The sequence below is a fragment of the Agrobacterium sp. SORGH_AS 787 genome (genome assembly GCF_030819035.1).
Lineage (GTDB): Bacteria > Pseudomonadota > Alphaproteobacteria > Rhizobiales > Rhizobiaceae > Agrobacterium > Agrobacterium larrymoorei_B.
On the sequence record NZ_JAUTBG010000002.1, the window covers coordinates 549,946 to 567,296 of the forward strand.

Genomic DNA, 17,351 nt, shown 5'->3' on the forward strand with positions numbered 1-17,351 from the left:
TATTATATTGTGTCGCTGCGGCCACGGTATTAGCAACTTTGTTTTGGTCAGCGATGCTCTCCCTAACGCGCGCGCGAAAACGTCATTACCGAGAATGATTTATGACAACAAAGATGAGACCTGCCGAACCAGCTGATGTCCCGGCACTATTTCACATCCGCACATCCGTACGCGAGAACCACCTCAGCCGCGAATAACTGGCCGGTCTCGGCATCAGCGAAACCTCGATTGCCGAGATGATTTCCTCTGCACCCTGCGCTTGGGTCGCCGTTTCGGGTGATGAGGTCGTTGGATTCTCGATAATCGATATTACCGAAGGGTCTCTCTTCGCTGCCTTCGTTCTTCCCTCACATGAGGGGATGGGGTTTGGCGCGGAGCTTGTGCGTGTTGCGGAGAACGAGTTGTTCCGACACCATTCTGAAATCTGGCTTGAAACGGCCGAGAACAGCCGCGCCGCTGGCTTTTATAAGCATCTTGGCTGGGGCAGCGAGATCAGGGGTGAGGACGATCAAATCAGGCTGACCAAGGCGCGCCCTTGAGGCCTTTTGTTGGCTGAAGAGGCGGCCATTGCTGTCTTCACCAGAGGGATTGGCGTCGCGGCACCCGACCCCTTCAAAGTCGGGCACCGCGTCTCACCCTAAGCCTTAAACCTGCCGCAACCCACCATCGACGCAGAGTTCCGCTCCTGCGATGTAGCTGGCATCATCGCTTAACAGAAAGAGTGTGGCCGCGGCCACTTCTGAGGGTTTTGCCATGCGCCCCAACGGGATCGGCGCGACGATGGAGGCCCGCACGTCGTCCGCGACGGCGGCCATCATGTCCGTATCCGTCGGGCCGGGGGCGACGACGTTGACGCGGATGCCTTTGGGGGCGAGTTCGGCGGTCCAGGTTCGGGCATAGGAGCGCACAGCCGCCTTGGTGGCGGCGTAGGTGCCATAGCCGGGGTAGCCGGCATGGGCACCGATCGAGCCGATCAGGACGACTGAGCTGCTTTCTGTCATCGCCGGTAGTGCGGCCTGAAGGCCGAAGACCATGCCGCGCACGTTGACGTCGAAGTGGCGGTCGAAGAATTCCGGGGTGATGTCGGCAATCTGTGCATGTTCGGCAAGACCGGCATTCAAAACCAGCGCGTCGATACGGCCATGGGCTTTGCGAACGGTTTCGACAGCTGCGAGCATATCGTCGGGAGAGCTTGCGTCCGCAGCGATACCGACGGCGCCATGGCCGATGCCTTGCGCCGCCTTTGCAGCCTCCTCGCCTTTGCGGCTGGTGAGAAAGACCGTTGCGCCTTCCGCAGCAAGCCGCTCCGCAATGGCGAGACCAATGCCCTTTGCGCCACCCACGACCAGAGCCACTTTGTTGTTCATGCGAGCCATCGTAGTTCCTTTCAGGAAAGCATTTCCAGCAAAAGTGTGCTCGGTTTTGCGTCCGGAAATGCGTCAAACAAAAACGAGAGCACTTCAGGGGAACGCGTGTTCACCAAAATTGCTCTCAATGGTCTCACCATGATATACAGTGGATATCTGATATCAATTACGCACCTGGAATAGCCTAGATATGGACGAGTATACCGACCTGGAAACCCTCTCTCAGCAGGCGCTCTGCGATATGCCCAAGGTGCGCCCGGTGCTGGACAAGATCGCCGACAAATGGACGATCCTGATCCTGACGGTGATCTGCCCCAAGCCTTCGCGCTTCAACGAAATCAAGCGGCGTCTGGACGGCATCACCCACAAAGCATTGGCCGATGCCTTGAAGAGACTGGAGCGCAATGGCCTTGTCACGAGGACGGTTCTGCCGACGCAGCCCATTGGCGTGGAATATGCCATCACGCCGCTCGGGCATTCCCTGCGCGAGCCCTTCGAGGCTCTATGTGCCTGGGCTGCGGCCAATGGCGACAAGATCGAGGCGGCGATGAAAACCTATGATGGTGCGAAAGAGCGTCGGTGACGGCGTCTCGGGCCACACTGAGTTCCCCCTTTGACCTCGCATCGCACGTCTCGGCAGGCAGGCCTTCGACACAAAAACATTGAAGCTTGCGGCCCGACCCCATAAAGCCTGCTCGCAAAAGGTCTCGATGCTGCGATAGCCGATCCCGGATCAGGGAAGCGCGTCGCGAGCATGGAAGCGAACAAAGGAACTGAGATGTCGATCACGGTACAGAAGACAATCCCCGCACAGCGCATGCGCCAGTTCGACCAGATGGTCGATCGCTGGCTGGCAGAAGGCCCGATCAAGCTGGCAACGAATGCGACGATCACCGCGATGGACAACGCCGGCATCCCGAAGGAGGAACAGGCCGCGATCATCGAGGACCGCGACATCATCATGCGATACAATATGCGCCTCGGCGTCATCAGCGAAGTTTTCGCGCCCGCCATCGAGAAGGCGGTGGGTTCATCCCGCTCGGGAAGCGAAGCGCAGGACGAGATCGCAAGGTTGATCGTCACGGCCATCGGCATCCGTCAGAGCGATGACAGCGAATTGGTGACATTCACATTCGCAAGTCAGGCTGAAGCGGATCTGTTCGATCAGTCTGTCTGAGTCCATTGGTGAGGGAGGCTACCGGGTCCGCATTCGGCGCCCATTCACCGCTTACCACCTGCGGCCCCGACCGAATGACTGCCGCGATTCCTTGGCGGAATCCGCAAAGCCCGGTGGCTTGTTTTTGACCCAGGCGACGAAGGTCTGCACCGCCGGGTCTTCCAGAATGGCCTTGATCGTTGAAAATTTCTTGGCGAGTTGGGCATCGGTGAAGATCGAATGGATCTGGTCGTGGCAGATCCGATGCAGACAGACGGTTTTCTTTCCGCCCTTGCTCTTGGGAACAAGATGATGCTCGTCTTTCTGGTCGTCCGGAATGACGCGCTCGCACAGCGGACAGATCACCGGCTCCGGCGTCGGCTCATCCCATGACGCGAACTCATCCCTGTTCTTGCGGGCCATGACTTGGTCTTTCCTGCTATGGATTCGGATGCTGCCTGCTCAGGCACCTTGCGTCAGTTTTGACGCACCGAGCTTTCCGATGCGAATATGACGACATGCCTATGACTAGCACAAAATCGTCAACATCGCATCGCCTGTTTTGGCGCGTCTGATCCGTCCTGCCATCAGTCGAAATCCGCCGGCATTGCAGATCACGCGCGCGGCGTATCCGCAACCGGAGCATTGGCATAACCATGGCCCAGGCCGCGCTCATGCTTCCGTATATGAACACACATAAATGTGATCGAGACCGCACAGGCAACCTGCTCCAGACAGTGTATGCAACCCATTGGCGAAGCCAATATCATGATTTTAAACGGCTTCAGGGGGAATGTGTGGGACTGCCATGGAGACAATGCAGAGGCGCTTGGTCAAAAATCTGTTGGAAGGCGGGGGATTTTATTCCTGGTCATTGGCAACGAACCTGCTGACGGGTGATCTGGCCTTCGCGCAGATATACGAGATCGATCAGGACGACCTCGCCAAGGGTATTCCGGTTGAGTCCATACTCGAAAGAATCGTCGAGGAAGACCGTCCGCGCCTCGCCGCCCGTATCCATGATGTCATCCTTGGCGGCACACCCTTTGTCTCGCCCTATCGGATCTATTGTGCCGATGGACAGGTGAAGTCTCTTTTGAGCATGGGTTCCTGCGCCAGGGACGCCGATGGCGTGCCTTCGGTCTATTCGGGTGTCGTGCTTGTCGAAAGGGAGATTGGGGCGAATTCCGGGGCTGAAGGGCTCGAATTGCACATCGGCGCTGCAATCGATCTGGCGAAGGCGAAGAAATTTGAGCTGACGGAACGATACCTGTCCTCTGCGCTCAGATCTCTCTCGCCCGGCGGCTCATAAGACCACTACGAAGCCTACGCGGACGCGTGATGATCGTCCAGGCGGCTGGGTCAGCCCTGATCCTTACCTGGGGTGCAGCACTTCACGTCGAGAGTTTGAAGAGAGACGAAAGGACTTCCCGCTCCGAATATGGCTTGCCGACGAACCCAACCGGCTTGGATGCCTGCGCAAGCGCGCGGGTTCTTTCGTCGAGGTTCGCGCTGACGAAGAGAGACGGGACATCCCAGCGATTGCGGAGCACCGCAGCCGTCTCGACGCCGTTCGTTCCCCGGGCAAGATTGACATCCATAATGGCGACATCGACGGCGCCTTCGACCTTCTCGGCGAGCGCAATGGCCTGGAGCATGTCGGATGCCTGACCGACGACGGTGTGCCCCGCGTCGACCAGCATGTCCTCAAGGTCCAGGGCAAGAAGCATTTCATCCTCGACGATCATCACGCGCAGCGGCATTGAGGAGCCTCCACCGGGAATGTTATCGTCCATGAACTCCGACCGTCTGTGCGCGAGATGGTGCCATCGATCTGGCTCGCCATGCTGGCGATCAGGCGTTCTGACAATTCGCTCGATGATGAAGAAATCTCATCGCCGATAATGCTCAACACGTACCGGTCCGGCGAACTCCGTTTCAAGGCCACGCGAATCCGGCCGCCACCGCCGCGGTGCTGCGGCACATCATGGATAAGCTCGCTGACGATCACGGAGACGGGAATCGCGCGTTCGGGGGGAAGGCTGATCTCATCGACGTCGATTTCAATCTGCTCTCCTCCGGCAACGGTCATGTCTCTGCAAAGCTTGTCGAGATGTTCGGCCATGTTTACGGCCAGCGAGTTCTGATCCCGATAGAGACCTTCGTGCACGGATATGATGGCACGGACACGCGAAATGGCACGATCGAAAGCCTGGGCAACCGCAGGCTCCTCCAGGCGCCGGGCCTGAAGCCGCAATGTGCTGATCACCAGTTGCAAACTGTTCTTGACGCGGTGGTTCACCTCGGCAAGCAAGAGATCCTTCTGCGCGACGAGATCGCTCTTCTCTTCAAGCGCCGATGAGAGCGCCGCCTCGCGTTCCCGGTCGGCGGTCACATCCATCAGGACGCCGATCATCCTGATCTTGCCCGTCGATGTCCGAAGAACTTCGCCGCGCGAAGCGACGTGCCTCACAGCATCTCCATTGATAATGCGATAGTCGAAGTTGATAACGGTATGGTCGGGCGATGCGATGGCTGAAGCAATTTTCTCACGAACACGCTCCAGATCCTCTGGATGCATCTTTGCGAAGAATGGTGCCGCGACTGGTCCACCCTCTCCCGGTTCGAAGCCGAACATCACATCGGCAGCGCCACTGCGACGCCAGAGGTCTGTCTCGGGCTCGTATTCCCACGAGGCTAGATCGGCAGCGTGGAGGGCAACGCGCAGACGCGCATCCGCTTCCCGCGTCTTCAGCACGCTTTCTGTCACGTCCACCGGACTCTGGATGATGAAGGCCGGCTTACCATCGACGCCCGCGACGGGCGTGTGGACAGGTGTCCAGAACCTCTGCATGAACCCGCCGCCCGGCTGCGGGATGTCATATTGAATGACCGCCATCTCATGCGGATTTCCAGTTGCAAGCACGTGACGGAGAGACACTTCCAGAGGGCCTTGCTCGACCGTTCCGGCGGCATCGGGATTTTCCGGAAACGCCTCCAGGATGGACCGTCCCACAATGTCCTCGAGCGTACGGTCCGTCAGCGCCAGATAGGCGTTGCTGGCCGCAACGATGACGAGATCAGCATCGAGTATGAGATAGGGTTGAGGCATCCCTTGCACTATCGCGACAAGATCAGTGGAGGTCAGGATATGCAAGAGGGATGGTTCTCCAAGATGGTAGCAGTATGGTCGTAACGATAATCGAAAGTCTTTCAGTCGAGGGACCGACTAAGAACCAACACCGACAACGGCCGGCAGGCGAAAAAGTTTCATCAGGATCCGCTTTTTATTTGGTCGACTTCCGCCGTTTCGATGCCTCGCCTTTGCACGGATCTGATCAGGTTCCCATCACCGAACGCTTGTGACCCGAAAGGACGCTCGCCATCATCGCTTAGATCATCAAACGAACCAATCGCGTTGGTTACTTGAACACAAGTCCCAGGCTGCAAGATGTCGCCCACCAGAATAGGGTCTAGGATTCTTGTTTTCGCGCTTCTAAATGAGGCCCCGGTAAAATAAGCCGTAACCTGAGGTGCCCTTGAAGAAGATCAAATCGTCCTTCGTCGCGAAGACCTTTCTCGTTTGCTTCGTCAGCGTCCACGTGCCGCTGATTGCGCTTGCAGTCTATCTGGCGTTGGGGTTCCAGCCAGGCACGTTGTCGGTCCTTCTTCTCATCCTCGGCGCCACTCTGGTCGGCACGACCCTATGTCTTTTCGCGATCTGGCGGCTGATACGGCCGCTCAACCTCCTGGCGGACGCCATGAAGCGGTATCCGGAGGACAAGGGAATCCTGAGGCTCTATCCGAAATCCCGTGACGAAATCGGCACCGTGACGGATATTGCGCGTTCGACGCTCTTGCAGGTCGAGAATTTGACCAAGCAACTGAAGCATCAGGCGATGACGGATTTTCTAACAGGGCTCGGCAACCGCAGAGCGCTGATGGAGCAGATGCCGATCATTCGCGCCAAGGCCGCGCGCCCGGAAGAAGCGGTGTCGCTCATCCTCTTCGATCTCGATCACTTCAAGCGCATCAATGACGAATACGGACACGATGCTGGCGACAGCGTTTTGATGGCAATCGGCGAAGCGGTGAAGGATCACCTGCGGCCCTACGACTACGCCGCAAGAATGGGTGGCGAAGAGTTCTGCATCGTCCTGCCAGGCGCCGACCTTGCAGCCGCCGAAACGGTTGCGGAACGCCTGCGCCGCGCCGTGGAAGGCCGCGTCGTCGAACCATTGCCAGAAGGACGCATCACCTGCAGTTTCGGCGTCGCACAGGCCCGCCCGAATGAGAGACTGCAAGAGCTGCTTCTGCGCGCCGACGCGGCGTTGTACACGGCCAAAGACCAGGGCCGGAACGTCGTGGTTCGGGCGGAGCCTTAAAGGAAACTTCCGCTGATCGGCGCATGCCAACGATCTCGACCTTCAGTTGGATAGGCTAGAAACCGCCTGCACCGTCCCCGCCTGCCGACGAACGTACACCTGCGTCTCACCTTCCTTTGAAGCAACACGCAAACCATCACCAGACACCATCGTTTCCATCTCCGCTGCATCGATACGCGAGGCGATGCCGAGGCATTTGGCGTGGGCTTCTTTTGCTGTCCAGCGGGTGACGAGCGTGTGAGGAGAGGCACCGTGAAGGGCCAGCCATTCGCTGCGCGTAAAGCTGTCCTCCGGTGGCGGCTCGGCATCGATAGGTTCGATGTCCACGCCGATGGGGGACCGGCTGAGACCGATCAGGCAATGGGGGAAACGGCCCGCAAGGCTGATATGCCAGCCGGGTGGGTGGAGGATTTGCGGCGCACCGAGCTCGGTTCTGCCGATAATGATCTCATCCGGATGCAAGCCTGTGAGCCGCGCCAGAAGAACCTTTGCCAGACGCCGGCGCAACGCCCGCATGCCGGCCTCCGGCCTGGCTGCCAGATCCTGCCTGTCGGCGGCAGAGAGTGCAGCACCGCCCGCCAATGTCCCTGTTTCGGAGCTGTCGAGGCGCAGATACCACGCCACCGGCGCATCGCCGGTGGGTGTTGTCAGATCGTCTGCGCCGGAAAGCCAGACGATCTCGCTCATGCGCTGCGCACGGGCTGGGCGGGAGACCCTTCCCAGGAAGTACCGGTCGGCAGCGTTTCGCCCTTCATGACGACGGAAAGGTCGCCGAGTTGGGCATCGTCGCCGATTTCCGCATCGTAGAGCACGATGGCGTAGGAGCCGATCACCGCGCGGTCGCCCACCGTGACGCTGCTGACCTTCATCACCCGGTCTTCGAAGAGGTGGGTCTGCAGGCCGGAGAACTCGTTCAGCGCCACCTCGTCGCCGATGCGCACCAGATCGTGCTCGGTGACGTCGGTCGTGTCGATGAAGCAGTCGCGACCGATCTTGCAGCCGAGCAGGCGCAGATAGGCCGAGATCCACGGCGTGCCGCGCAAGGGCTGCAAAAGGTTTGGTACCGCGAGGTTCTCATACGTGGCCGTCACCAGTTCGGTGCGCCAGACGAAGGTGCTCCACAGCGGCTTGGTCGTCGGCTTGTAGCGGCCCATCACCAGCCATTTCAGCGCCACGACCGAGAGACCAGAGGCCAGCGCGAAGCCGATATAGAGGAAGGGGAAGACGGCTGCGATCAGCGCCTGGCTATCATCGTAATCCTGAATATCCCCGACGATGGAGAAGAGGATGCTGAAGAAGGCCAGGAACAAGGTGAGCGGCAGGATCACGCGGATCGCCTCGATCGACAGGCGCATGGCGACGAGTCTTGGCCGTGGGTTAAAACGCGCACCCTCATCGAACAGGCCGACGGCCTGGCGCACGGGCAGCGAAATCGGCGGCGAGCCGAACCATGTGCCATCCGGCTTTTCCGCTCCGCCATCCGATGGCGGCTTGGAAAGAACGCCGATCAGCGTACCATCGGCAATCTTGGCACCCGTCGGCAGCACGGCGGAATTGCCGATGAAGGAACGGCGGCCAATGCGCGTATGGGCAAGCTCGATGATGCCCGGCTCATGGCGCGCCGCACCGAAGACCACGCCATCGGCAATGAAGCTTTCCGGCCCGATATCGACAAGATCGGGCACGATCTTTGCGGCGGTGGAAATCTCGGCGCGTTTGCCAATCCGCACGCCAAGCGCGCGATACCAAGGCAGCACGTAAAGCGTGGCATAGATCGGATGAAGCAGTGCCAGCGCCAGATCCGTGACCTGCTGGACGAACCAGAAACGCAGATAGAACCAGCTATGGATCGAGTAGCGTCCGGGCCGCACCGGCCCGAGGATCAGGCGCTTGGCGAAGACGGTCAGAACGCACATCAACACGATATAGGTGAGCGCCAGGAAGGGCGAGATCAGCAGGTAGGAATAGCCATCCGTGTTCCAGTCGATTTCGATCATCGCAATCAGACCCGGCGCAATCGGCAGGATGGCGACCACGGGAAGAAGGGCAGCGGCGACAAACAGCCCCACGCCGACCAGGAAGCGGCGCAGGAAGCCCGCCTCGTCATCACGCCGGGCAACACGGCCCGTGGCGGCGCATTTGGCGGGAGAGCCGTTCCAGCTTTCGCCTGCCGGGATCGACTGGTTCATCGGCAGCGAAGACAGGTCTTCAAGCGCTGCGGCATCGCCCACCACGCAATTGCGCCCTATCACCGCCATGGTACCGATGGAGGCGCTGCGGCCGATCTTGACCGGGCCAAGGCGCAGCAGACCGCGCTCGACGGAGCTGGTGGCAAGCATCGCATAATCGCTGACGATCGCATCGTCGCCGATGCTGACGAGATCGGCGGTGTCGATGGCAACGGTGCCGATAAAGGCACGGCGACCGATCCTGGCTCCCAGCAGCCGGTAATAGAAACGGATCATCGGCGTGCCGCTGAGATAGGGTGTCGCGATGATATCGGAGAGGCGGCGCACAAACCACCAGCGCAGATAATAGCTGCCCCATAGCGGATAATCGCCCGCCTTGTAGCGACCGATCACCAGCCATTTGACCAGGATGGCGAAGACCATGCCGAGCGGTGGAATGAGAATGAAACTCAAACCGCTCAGCAGCAGCGCCGAGACGCGGCCGAAGTCTTCGACGAGATAGGTATAGGCCAGATAGGGGAAGAACCATTGCAGCCCCGCCACCGCATAGATCGGCACCAGCGCGATGGTCTGCAGCGTCCAGCAGAGACGCTTCTGGAACGTGCTGACACGGTGGAACGGCTCGAGGGCTGCGCTTTCCGCCATCACCCGTTCGCCAAGGCGTGCGGCAAGCCGGCGGATCGTCGGCGCGGCATAAAGATCCTGAATGGACACGCCGGAGAGGCCGGGCGCCTTGCGCATGGCCGACGCCAGACGCGCGGCTTTCAGCGAATGGCCGCCCAGATCCTCAAACAGATCGTCTTCGACAGACACCTTTTGCGGCGCGAAAGCCTCCGACCAGATGGCATGCAGCTGGATTTCGAGCGGCGTTTCAGGCGCGACAGCCGCGCGATCCGAGGAGGCAACCACCACTGGGCGCTGAAGCGCCTTGCGGTCTACCTTGCCGGAGGCGGGCAGCGTCGGCAGCGCATCGAGGATCTGGTAAGCGGCGGGCCGCATATAGTTCGGCAGGCGGTCGGCCACCCGCTTGCGGGCGGCGTCGATATCGATCACCGCACTGCCACGCGCCACGAGGAAGGCGGCGAGAAGCTCCGAGCCATCGTCATCGCGGAAGAGATGCACCACGGCCTGCGCCACAGCGGAATCCTCGGCAATCACCGCTTCGATCTCGGCAAGCTCGACGCGGAAACCACGGATCTTCACCTGCGTATCGATGCGGCCCATGAATTCGATATCGCCGACCGCATCGAGGCGCACGAGATCGCCGGAGCGATAGATCCGGGCGGGAAACCCATCCGGCCCGTCGAAGGGCGTCATGACGAATTTGTCTGCGGTGAGATCGGGACGGTTCACATAGCCGGAACTGACCCCCGGCCCGCCGATGACGAGCTCGCCTTCGGCACCGGCATTCACCGGCCAGAGCTTGTCGTCGACGATCCAGGCGGTATAGCCCGGCAGCGGACGACCGATGGTGACGCGGCGGCCCGGCTGCACCTCCGTCCATGTGGCCGTGACCGTCGTTTCGGTGGGGCCATAGGTGTTGAGAATGCGAAGACCGGGGCGCGCCCAGCGGTTTACCAGATCCGGCGGGCAGGCTTCGCCGCCGAGATTGACGATCCGCAGCGTCGGAAGCTCGGTTTCCACGAGCGTGAAGAGCGATGGCACCACGTGCCAGACGGTAACGCCTTCCTCGGCCAGCGTAATCGCCACATCCGGGCCCGCCTTGTGCAGGGCTTCATTGGCGACCAGCAACTCGGCACCGGCGGAAAAGGCGCTCCACATGGTCTCGATCGACATGTCGAAGGCGACGCTGAAGCCGCCGAACACCTTGTCCGTATCTTCGACCGCCAGGATCGCGCCTTCGGCCCGCAGAAAATGGCAGGCACTGCGATGCGAGATCATCACCCCCTTCGGGCGACCGGTCGTTCCGGATGTGTAGATGATATAGGCGAGATCGTCGGGAGACGCGCCGATTTCGGCCCGGGTGATCGGCAGCGCATCCTGTGCTGCGAGATCGCCGAGCGTCTCGTTGACCACCAAGGTCTGCACCCGCATGGCACCGGCGCGTTCCGCATCGGTCACGATCAGTGTGGCGCCACTATCCTCGGCAATGAAGTCGATACGGTCCTGCGGGTAGGTCCAGTCCACCGGCACATAGCAGGCGCCGGCCCAGAGCGTACCGAGGATCGCCATATATTGATCGAGACCGCGCGGCAGGCAGATCACGACGCGGTCGCCGCGCCTCACCCCCATGGTCTGAAGCGTGCGGGCAAAGCGAATGGCGCGTTCAGCCAGCTGCCCATAGGTCAGCTCGGTCCGGCGGCTATATTCAGGATCGTTTCCCAGAAGCCGAAGCGCGCGTTTGGACGGATAGCGCTTGGCCGTCTGCTCAAAAATTTCCTGCAACATCTCGTCGCGGGCGTAAGGTTCATCCTCTCGGACGGGAAGCGACGGGGCAATCGGCGCAAAGACGGTCAATTCCAACGGCCTTTCGGCCACATTCCGATCCATGAAGTCACCAAAATATGTGAAGCGGCATCTCAATGCCGCCGCTATACATCATTTGGAATTGCGCCGAAAGAAGGGGCAATAAAAGGCCGAATGCAGAATTTTTGGGCAGGCAAGATCGCTCTCGCGATTTGCTCTCAACCCCGCCGCTGGTGGCGCGCTCTCAGCCAGAATACCAGGAAGAAAGCCAGCACCGCCGCAACATCGAAAGCCGCTGCGAGCCAGACCGAATAGGTATTGGCAAGCCACAGCGTTACCGTCGGCACGATGTAGAACAGAAACCCGAAGCCGAGAATGATGACGATGGCGGCAATGGCGGCCGACTTCGTGTCCTTGCTGCTCATGCGGCAGCCCCGGCGGAAAGACCGGCTCGGATGTCTTCCAGCTTGCGCTTTTGCGTACCGTCTTCCTTGAAGTTGTCCGGCGATAGCCACGTCTCAAAGGCCTCGCGGATCACCGGCCATTCGCTGTCGATGATCGAGAACCAGGCCGTATCGCGGTTCTTGCCCTTGGAAATCATGTGCTGGCGGAAGACGCCCTCGAAGGTGAAGCCATAGCGCTTGGCCGTCGCCTTCGACGGCTCGTTCTCATTATGGCACTTCCACTCGTAGCGGCGATAACCGAGATCGTCGAAGACATGCCGCGCCATCAAATAATGGGCTTCGGTGGAAAGCGGCGAACGCTTCATCTTCGGCCCATGGGCAACCGACCCCACTTCGACCACGCCATTCTTCGGATCGGGCCGCATATAGGTCGCCATGCCGACGACGTCGCTGCTGACATTTTCGATGAAAACCAGCGTCACCCATTGAAGGCTCGTCGCCATGCCTTCGATCCAGTCGCTGAAGGCGGCCGCATCCGGGAAGGGATCGTTGGGAAAATACTTGATCAGATCATTGGTGCCGAGCCCGCCAAGGGCATCCCAGATCGCCTGCTGGTGCGCCGCCCGATCAAAGGGAACGGCGGTCACGAACCGGCCTTCAAGCGTCACCGGCTGCGGTGCTGGACATCCTTTGAACTGGCTGAGATCGCGCATCTTGCCTCCTGAGCTTTGTGACGCTCAGGAATAAGTCAGCCATCGATCAAAGACAACCGACCTCTGATATGGAATAAATTGATCGATCAGACCTTGGCGGCGGAAACGGTGGCTTCGATATGCTCCACCAGCGCATCCGGCAGGCCGAGGCGACCGGCAAGAAGATCGAGATAGCCGCGCTCAGCCCGGCTGTCCGGCTCGATGGTGAGGCGCGAGGCGGTGTAGATTTCCACCTTCTGCTCTTCGGTCTTTGCCGCGGCCACCAGCGCGTCGATATCGAGCGGGTCGGCCAGTTCCTTCTCGATGAAGGCTTCCGCCTCATGGTCGAGACCGGAGATCTTGACCTTCTCCATGATATGCGCGCGCTCGGCCGCATCGATATGGCCGTCAGCTTTTGCCGCGGCAATCATCGCCTGCACCAGCGTCAAGGCGAAGCTGTTGGACAGCGCGGGAGACTGCGGGTGAAACGGGGAATCGACCGGCGGCGGCAAAAGCTCCTGCGTCGGCTGCGGCTGGGTCGCTGCCTGCGGCGACTTGCCGGACTGGTAGTTGCGATAAGCCAGATAGCCAAGACCGGCGATGGCGGCGATACCGCCCACGGCGGCCGCATTGCCCGCAAGTTTACGGCCCGTCTTGGTGCCAAGAATGGCGGCGGCAAGTGCGCCAGCCTTCATCGGATTGTTCTTCGCGATTTCCGCCGCCTGCCCTGCCCGGTCCCGCACGCTTCCTGACAGCCCAGGCACCTGCGAACCCAAAAACTGGTCGAGAAGCTTCTTCGCGTCGAACATCAAAATCTCCTGTTTCGGTCAATGTCGAAACAGGAGATAGGAAGTGTCCGGGCCAATACAATTGGCTGTAGCCATCACGCCGTCGTGAACGGCTTGGGCGTTTCGTCAGCCCCGAAGCGCTGCGGCTTCTGCCGCAAGCTTGGTGATGCCAGCCCAATCGCCCGCCGCAATCAGTTCCTTCGGCGCAACCCAGGAGCCGCCGACGCAGACGACGTTCGGCAGCGACAGGTAGTCCTTGGCGTTCTTCAGCGAGACGCTGCCGGTCGGGCAGAACACGGTGCCGGCGAGCGGCGAAGAGAGCGCTTTCAGGTAGGGCGCGCCACCGGCCTGTTCGGCGGGGAAGAACTTCAGGACCTTGTAGCCCGCATCGCGCAGCACCATGACTTCGCTGGCTGTCGCAGCACCGGGAAGCAGCGGCACATCCGAGCCTTCGGCAGCATCCAGCACGCTCTTGTTGACGCCGGGGCTGACGATGAAGGTGGAGCCCGCCTTGACAGCGGCGTCGAAATCCTTCGCATTCAAAATGGTGCCGGCACCCACATGTGCGCCTTCCACCTCTGCGGCAACGGCGCGGATGGCATCGAGTGCCACAGGCGTGCGCATGGTGATCTCGATGGCTTTCAGACCGCCTTCCACCAGGGCGCGGGCCAGCGGCACGGCGGACGCCAGATCGTCCACGATCAGCACAGGCACCACAGGTTGAAGTTTCAAGATGGGAAGAAGCTTTTCGGAATCCTGGGCCACGGTGATATCTCCCGCTTTTGTATCGATTGAAATTGCGCATTCAAATACCGCGCCCACTGCGCCATGTCGAGGCCGAGGCAACGTTTTCTCATTTATTGCTTTTTCATGACAACCACTTGGTTTACCGTCCGGCAAAACAGCACAGGGTGTTGAATGGCAAAAGAAATCGAACGCAAGTTTCTGGTCCGCAGCGATGAGTGGCAGCGAGAAACGACGTCTCGGAAGTCCTTCCAGCAAGCCTATATCGCCTCGATGGAAGACCGCTCGGTGCGCGTCAGGATCATGGACGACGCCGACGCCCGGCTGACCATCAAGATCGGCACCGGTGCACTTGTGCGCGACGAATACGAATACCCCATCGCTATCGAAGATGCCCGCGAATTGATGACCACCGCACTTGGCATCGTCATCGAAAAGACCCGCTACACGGTGGATCACGAAGGCTTCGTCTGGGAGGTGGATGTGTTCGACGGCATCTATCGTGGTCTCGTCGTTGCGGAAGTCGAGATGCGCGAAGAGACCGACCGCCCCGCGCTTCCCGCATGGCTTGGCACCGAAGTGACCGGCGACCGGCGCTATTCCAACCAGCACATGGCCATGGAAGATCTGAGCTTGGAGCTGCGCCATGTCCTTCAAGATTGATCCCGCCCGCTCCTTCGTCGAGGAGATCAGGCGAAAGGCTCTTCAACTCATACACGACGCCATCGCTCTTTTGAAGGATCAGCCGGACGGCACGGACCGTGCGGTGCATGATGCGCGAAAGAAGTTCAAGCGCATCCGGGCGCTCTATCGCTTCCTGGAAAAGGAGGCGCCGGATTTCCGCAAGATGGAAAACGCCCGCTTCCGCGATATCGCCCGCTCCCTGTCAGCCGCGCGCGATGCCGCAGCGCTGGTGGAAACGATCACCTATCTGCAAGGCTTCGCCCGCTCCGACGCCGAGCGCGACGCATTGGCAACCGTTCATGACGTGCTGAGCAAGCGCCGCGACGACGCAACCCATGAGGACGGCGACCTGCCAAAGCGGATCGAAGCGGCCATCCAGTCCTGCGAGGAAGGCAGGCACGCACTCTCGGCCCTGTCGCTCTCCCACGGCGAAAAGACCGCGCTGAAGATGATCCGCAAGACCTGGGAAAAGCAACGCCGCAAGGCGCTCGATGCGCTCGGCCTCTGCCACGGGCAAGCCCATGACGAGTATTTTCACGACCTGCGCAAGAGCGGCCAGATCTACTGGATGCATCTGGCGCTCCTCCAAAAGCTCTGGCCGTCCGCCATGCGCGCCAAGAGGAAGGACGCCAAACAACTGGTCAAACTCCTCGGCCACGAACACGACCTCTCCGTACTCGCCGCCTTCGCCGACCGCGAACCGGACAGCTTCGCAGGCGGCGAAACCCTCGCTTTGCTGCTCGACGCCATCATCGACCGACAGCAGGCACTACGTGAAGAGAGCCTGAAACTCGCCGACCATGTCTTCGCCGAGACGGCCGCCCGCGAGGCGGAGATGGTTGCGCTTTTATGGAAGCATGCGGCACGGTGAGATTGAGAAGCGTAGGGTTTACTGCGTTATTGAAGTGTCGTTCGTGCGCCTGACATCCGAACGAATTGAGTGAGGTCGAAGGGCGGGGCATATCTTACTTGCCGGGCGTAGAGCCCATTGCCTTTGTCACAAGCTCCGTGAAGTTTGGCGGATCAACGTTATCGCCATGTCCGGGGCCGGGACGGAAGAGCGCATTAAGCACCAGCGCGCGATCCTCTTTCACCGCTCCTTCTTTCTCGATCAAATGGAAGAAGGTGTCGAGCATGGTCAGCCTCAACCTCGCGTCATCCAACAACATCAAGGACCGGGAGTTGAAGCGCACCACCAGGCGAATGGCCCAGATGTATAGAAAGACAGGAACGGTGACGATGACCAGCCTACCAATGGCAGCGATTGTGATCTGCGTGTCGTTGGGCGCGGGCAAAACTTGTCCGGTCGCGTCGGTGGTGGGCAGGCTCGATGCCGCTACGATCTGCGCGAGATAATGCAGGACCTCGGTCGTGAAACAGATGGCGCCGATAATCGGCGCGGCAATCAGACAAAATATGGCAATAGAAGAAGCGATCAGCGCGAAACGGCTCTGCTTTTCACGTTCGCCCCATAGTTTTCTAGCCGCCTCAGTGCCAAACTTGGCAACTTGAGCGTCTAGGTCGGCACGAAGTTGCCGGATGTCGGCGTCTATTTCCTGGCTGCGATCTTCCATTTCAAGCGCTTTTTGCTCGAATATGTGACCAGCGGCAATCAATTGCTTCTCTGCTCTCACAGTAGCTTCAGCGGCTTGTGAGTGGAGAAGCTGCTGGTCGCTGAACAGCGCGCGATGTTCCGAGACTACTGAAGCAAGCTCTTCCGCCCTAGCCTTCACATCCCTTTCAAATATTTCAAGCTTTGGCTGGATGATCGAGTGGATGGACTCTGGACCGGAACTCATCGTTTTCCAACTAATGAGGCTAATAAGTTCTTCCAGAACACGTGGCTGTTCACCACTTGCAAAATCTCTGCACTCTAGCCGATATCCCGCGATGATCGGGTTAAAGTAATCGGAAAGCGTCGATCCGTCCGCTTCTTCAAGCATATCCAGGCGATCTGCAGCTAACGCAACCACATAGTAAATCCCATCAATTGGGCTGAATTGTCTGTATTGTTCTACTATACGATTTACAGCCGAGGCGATGCCCCGTGCGCTTTGAAAATGTTCTCCATTTTTCTTAAGGGCTTCTTCTACGATGTGTTTCAGTCTTACGTGAGACGCGATTGCTTTTTCAAGCACATCATCGCCGCCAGCAACGACCAAAAACAGATCGTCAACGAAGCGATACGTTCTGTAATCCATTATCGTGTCACTTCGCCTCCGCTAAAACCTGCTGTCGGTTGGAAACAGGGTTTGTACAAGCACACCTCCGCATTGAACTTGCCACCCGCGTCCTCCCGGTATCGATTTGGTCGACTCAGATGACAATACACGTGGACTAGAGAAGCTGCCGCAAGATGTGGAAAGCCACAAGATTTTTGAATTTTCCACCGCTGCCAAGACCAGCGCTTGTGATTCTACGTTGACGGAAACAAGTGCATATTCTCTCTGCGCGAGACCAGTGGCAGTCCGCCCATTAGCTTTATCAAAGCCAAAACCCACTAGAACTGCGGCCA

The 17,351-nt window shown here is 59.6% G+C and carries 18 protein-coding genes; 7 read left to right on the forward strand and 11 right to left on the reverse strand.

Annotation, left to right across the window (positions count from 1 at the left end; translation table 11 throughout):
* Positions 1-227: 227 nt before the first annotated feature.
* Positions 228-539 carry a GNAT family N-acetyltransferase gene (locus QE435_RS12125; protein WP_349042848.1) on the forward strand — a complete coding sequence of 104 codons (312 nt, stop codon included), beginning with the start codon at positions 228-230 and terminating at the stop codon, positions 537-539.
* 105 nt (positions 540-644) lie between these two features.
* Here QE435_RS12125 and QE435_RS12130 read toward each other — a convergent pair whose 3' ends face one another.
* The gene (locus QE435_RS12130) at positions 645-1,376 is read right to left on the reverse strand and encodes an SDR family oxidoreductase (protein WP_349041528.1); all 732 of its coding nucleotides are present in this window, start codon (positions 1,374-1,376) and stop codon (positions 645-647) included.
* Between the two features lie 181 nt (positions 1,377-1,557).
* Here QE435_RS12130 and QE435_RS12135 point away from each other — a divergent pair, with 181 nt between their 5' ends.
* Both QE435_RS12135 and QE435_RS12140 read left to right on the forward strand, forming a co-directional pair.
* Positions 1,558-1,950: a helix-turn-helix domain-containing protein gene (locus tag QE435_RS12135; RefSeq protein ID WP_306934414.1), complete on the forward strand. Its 393-nt coding sequence runs from the start codon at positions 1,558-1,560 to the stop codon at positions 1,948-1,950.
* A 195-nt stretch (positions 1,951-2,145) separates the two neighbouring features.
* Positions 2,146-2,544, forward strand: coding sequence for a hypothetical protein (locus tag QE435_RS12140; protein ID WP_306934415.1), 399 nt, complete (start codon positions 2,146-2,148; stop codon positions 2,542-2,544).
* Between the two features lie 51 nt (positions 2,545-2,595).
* Here the strand turns inward: QE435_RS12140 and QE435_RS12145 are convergent, their stop codons facing one another.
* Positions 2,596-2,946 (reverse strand): HNH endonuclease, encoded by a 351-nt coding sequence (locus QE435_RS12145; RefSeq protein WP_349041529.1) that lies wholly within the window; start codon positions 2,944-2,946, stop codon positions 2,596-2,598.
* A gap of 394 nt (positions 2,947-3,340) precedes the next feature.
* Here QE435_RS12145 and QE435_RS12150 point away from each other — a divergent pair, with 394 nt between their 5' ends.
* Positions 3,341-3,835 carry a PAS domain-containing protein gene (locus QE435_RS12150; protein WP_349041530.1) on the forward strand — a complete coding sequence of 165 codons (495 nt, stop codon included), beginning with the start codon at positions 3,341-3,343 and terminating at the stop codon, positions 3,833-3,835.
* 82 nt (positions 3,836-3,917) lie between these two features.
* Here the strand turns inward: QE435_RS12150 and QE435_RS12155 are convergent, their stop codons facing one another.
* Complete coding sequence (locus QE435_RS12155) at positions 3,918-4,286, reverse strand: response regulator (RefSeq protein WP_349041531.1); 369 nt, start codon at positions 4,284-4,286, stop codon at positions 3,918-3,920.
* The gene (locus QE435_RS12160; RefSeq protein WP_349041532.1) at positions 4,271-5,680 is read right to left on the reverse strand and encodes a histidine kinase dimerization/phosphoacceptor domain -containing protein; all 1,410 of its coding nucleotides are present in this window, start codon (positions 5,678-5,680) and stop codon (positions 4,271-4,273) included. The genes QE435_RS12155 and QE435_RS12160 overlap by 16 nt, the downstream gene beginning before the upstream one ends.
* A 382-nt stretch (positions 5,681-6,062) precedes the next feature.
* On the opposite strand from QE435_RS12160, the gene QE435_RS12165 reads away from it, so the two are divergent.
* Complete coding sequence (locus QE435_RS12165) at positions 6,063-6,908, forward strand: diguanylate cyclase (RefSeq protein ID WP_349041533.1); 846 nt, start codon at positions 6,063-6,065, stop codon at positions 6,906-6,908.
* Positions 6,909-6,950: 42 nt separating this feature from the next.
* Here QE435_RS12165 and QE435_RS12170 read toward each other — a convergent pair whose 3' ends face one another.
* From QE435_RS12170 to QE435_RS12195, 6 genes are all read right to left on the reverse strand, one after another.
* Positions 6,951-7,595 (reverse strand): 4'-phosphopantetheinyl transferase superfamily protein, encoded by a 645-nt coding sequence (locus QE435_RS12170; protein ID WP_349041534.1) that lies wholly within the window; start codon positions 7,593-7,595, stop codon positions 6,951-6,953.
* Complete coding sequence (locus QE435_RS12175; RefSeq protein WP_349041535.1) at positions 7,592-11,596, reverse strand: Pls/PosA family non-ribosomal peptide synthetase; 4,005 nt, start codon at positions 11,594-11,596, stop codon at positions 7,592-7,594. Before QE435_RS12175 ends, QE435_RS12170 begins: the two co-directional genes overlap by 4 nt.
* A 146-nt stretch (positions 11,597-11,742) precedes the next feature.
* Positions 11,743-11,949 (reverse strand): hypothetical protein, encoded by a 207-nt coding sequence (locus QE435_RS12180; RefSeq protein ID WP_309771799.1) that lies wholly within the window; start codon positions 11,947-11,949, stop codon positions 11,743-11,745.
* Positions 11,946-12,641, reverse strand: coding sequence for a GNAT family protein (locus QE435_RS12185; protein ID WP_349041536.1), 696 nt, complete (start codon positions 12,639-12,641; stop codon positions 11,946-11,948). The genes QE435_RS12180 and QE435_RS12185 overlap by 4 nt, the downstream gene beginning before the upstream one ends.
* 86 nt (positions 12,642-12,727) lie before the next feature.
* Positions 12,728-13,429 carry a tellurite resistance TerB family protein gene (locus QE435_RS12190; RefSeq protein WP_309771801.1) on the reverse strand — a complete coding sequence of 234 codons (702 nt, stop codon included), beginning with the start codon at positions 13,427-13,429 and terminating at the stop codon, positions 12,728-12,730.
* 105 nt (positions 13,430-13,534) lie between these two features.
* The gene (locus tag QE435_RS12195) at positions 13,535-14,173 is read right to left on the reverse strand and encodes a 2-dehydro-3-deoxy-phosphogluconate aldolase (RefSeq protein ID WP_306934426.1); all 639 of its coding nucleotides are present in this window, start codon (positions 14,171-14,173) and stop codon (positions 13,535-13,537) included.
* Between the two features lie 153 nt (positions 14,174-14,326).
* Between QE435_RS12195 and QE435_RS12200 the strand changes: the two genes are divergently transcribed.
* A complete protein-coding gene (locus QE435_RS12200) occupies positions 14,327-14,815 on the forward strand; it encodes a CYTH domain-containing protein (protein WP_306934427.1) in 489 nt (162 codons plus the stop codon).
* Positions 14,799-15,707, forward strand: a complete 909-nt coding sequence (locus QE435_RS12205; protein ID WP_349041537.1) for a CHAD domain-containing protein — start codon at positions 14,799-14,801, stop codon at positions 15,705-15,707. Before QE435_RS12200 ends, QE435_RS12205 begins: the two co-directional genes overlap by 17 nt.
* Before the next feature lie 94 nt (positions 15,708-15,801).
* Here the strand turns inward: QE435_RS12205 and QE435_RS12210 are convergent, their stop codons facing one another.
* Positions 15,802-17,037, reverse strand: a complete 1,236-nt coding sequence (locus QE435_RS12210; protein WP_349041538.1) for a hypothetical protein — start codon at positions 17,035-17,037, stop codon at positions 15,802-15,804.
* Between the last annotated feature and the right edge of the window lie 314 nt (positions 17,038-17,351).

Bases quoted from the DNA above. Each gene is read 5' to 3' on its own strand.
- QE435_RS12130 (WP_349041528.1), bottom strand. From the start codon at position 1,376: ATGGCTCGCATGAACAACAAAGTGGCTCTGGTCGTGGGTGGCGCAAAG.
- QE435_RS12135 (WP_306934414.1), top strand. From the start codon at position 1,558: ATGGACGAGTATACCGACCTGGAAACCCTCTCTCAGCAGGCGCTCTGC.
- QE435_RS12190 (WP_309771801.1), bottom strand. From the start codon at position 13,429: ATGTTCGACGCGAAGAAGCTTCTCGACCAGTTTTTGGGTTCGCAGGTG.
- QE435_RS12200 (WP_306934427.1), top strand. From the start codon at position 14,327: ATGGCAAAAGAAATCGAACGCAAGTTTCTGGTCCGCAGCGATGAGTGG.
- QE435_RS12150 (WP_349041530.1), top strand. From the start codon at position 3,341: ATGCAGAGGCGCTTGGTCAAAAATCTGTTGGAAGGCGGGGGATTTTAT.
- QE435_RS12205 (WP_349041537.1), top strand. From the start codon at position 14,799: ATGTCCTTCAAGATTGATCCCGCCCGCTCCTTCGTCGAGGAGATCAGG.
- QE435_RS12170 (WP_349041534.1), bottom strand. From the start codon at position 7,595: ATGAGCGAGATCGTCTGGCTTTCCGGCGCAGACGATCTGACAACACCC.
- QE435_RS12180 (WP_309771799.1), bottom strand. From the start codon at position 11,949: ATGAGCAGCAAGGACACGAAGTCGGCCGCCATTGCCGCCATCGTCATC.
- QE435_RS12145 (WP_349041529.1), bottom strand. From the start codon at position 2,946: ATGGCCCGCAAGAACAGGGATGAGTTCGCGTCATGGGATGAGCCGACG.
- QE435_RS12140 (WP_306934415.1), top strand. From the start codon at position 2,146: ATGTCGATCACGGTACAGAAGACAATCCCCGCACAGCGCATGCGCCAG.
- QE435_RS12155 (WP_349041531.1), bottom strand. From the start codon at position 4,286: ATGCCGCTGCGCGTGATGATCGTCGAGGATGAAATGCTTCTTGCCCTG.
- QE435_RS12210 (WP_349041538.1), bottom strand. From the start codon at position 17,037: ATGGATTACAGAACGTATCGCTTCGTTGACGATCTGTTTTTGGTCGTT.
- QE435_RS12185 (WP_349041536.1), bottom strand. From the start codon at position 12,641: ATGCGCGATCTCAGCCAGTTCAAAGGATGTCCAGCACCGCAGCCGGTG.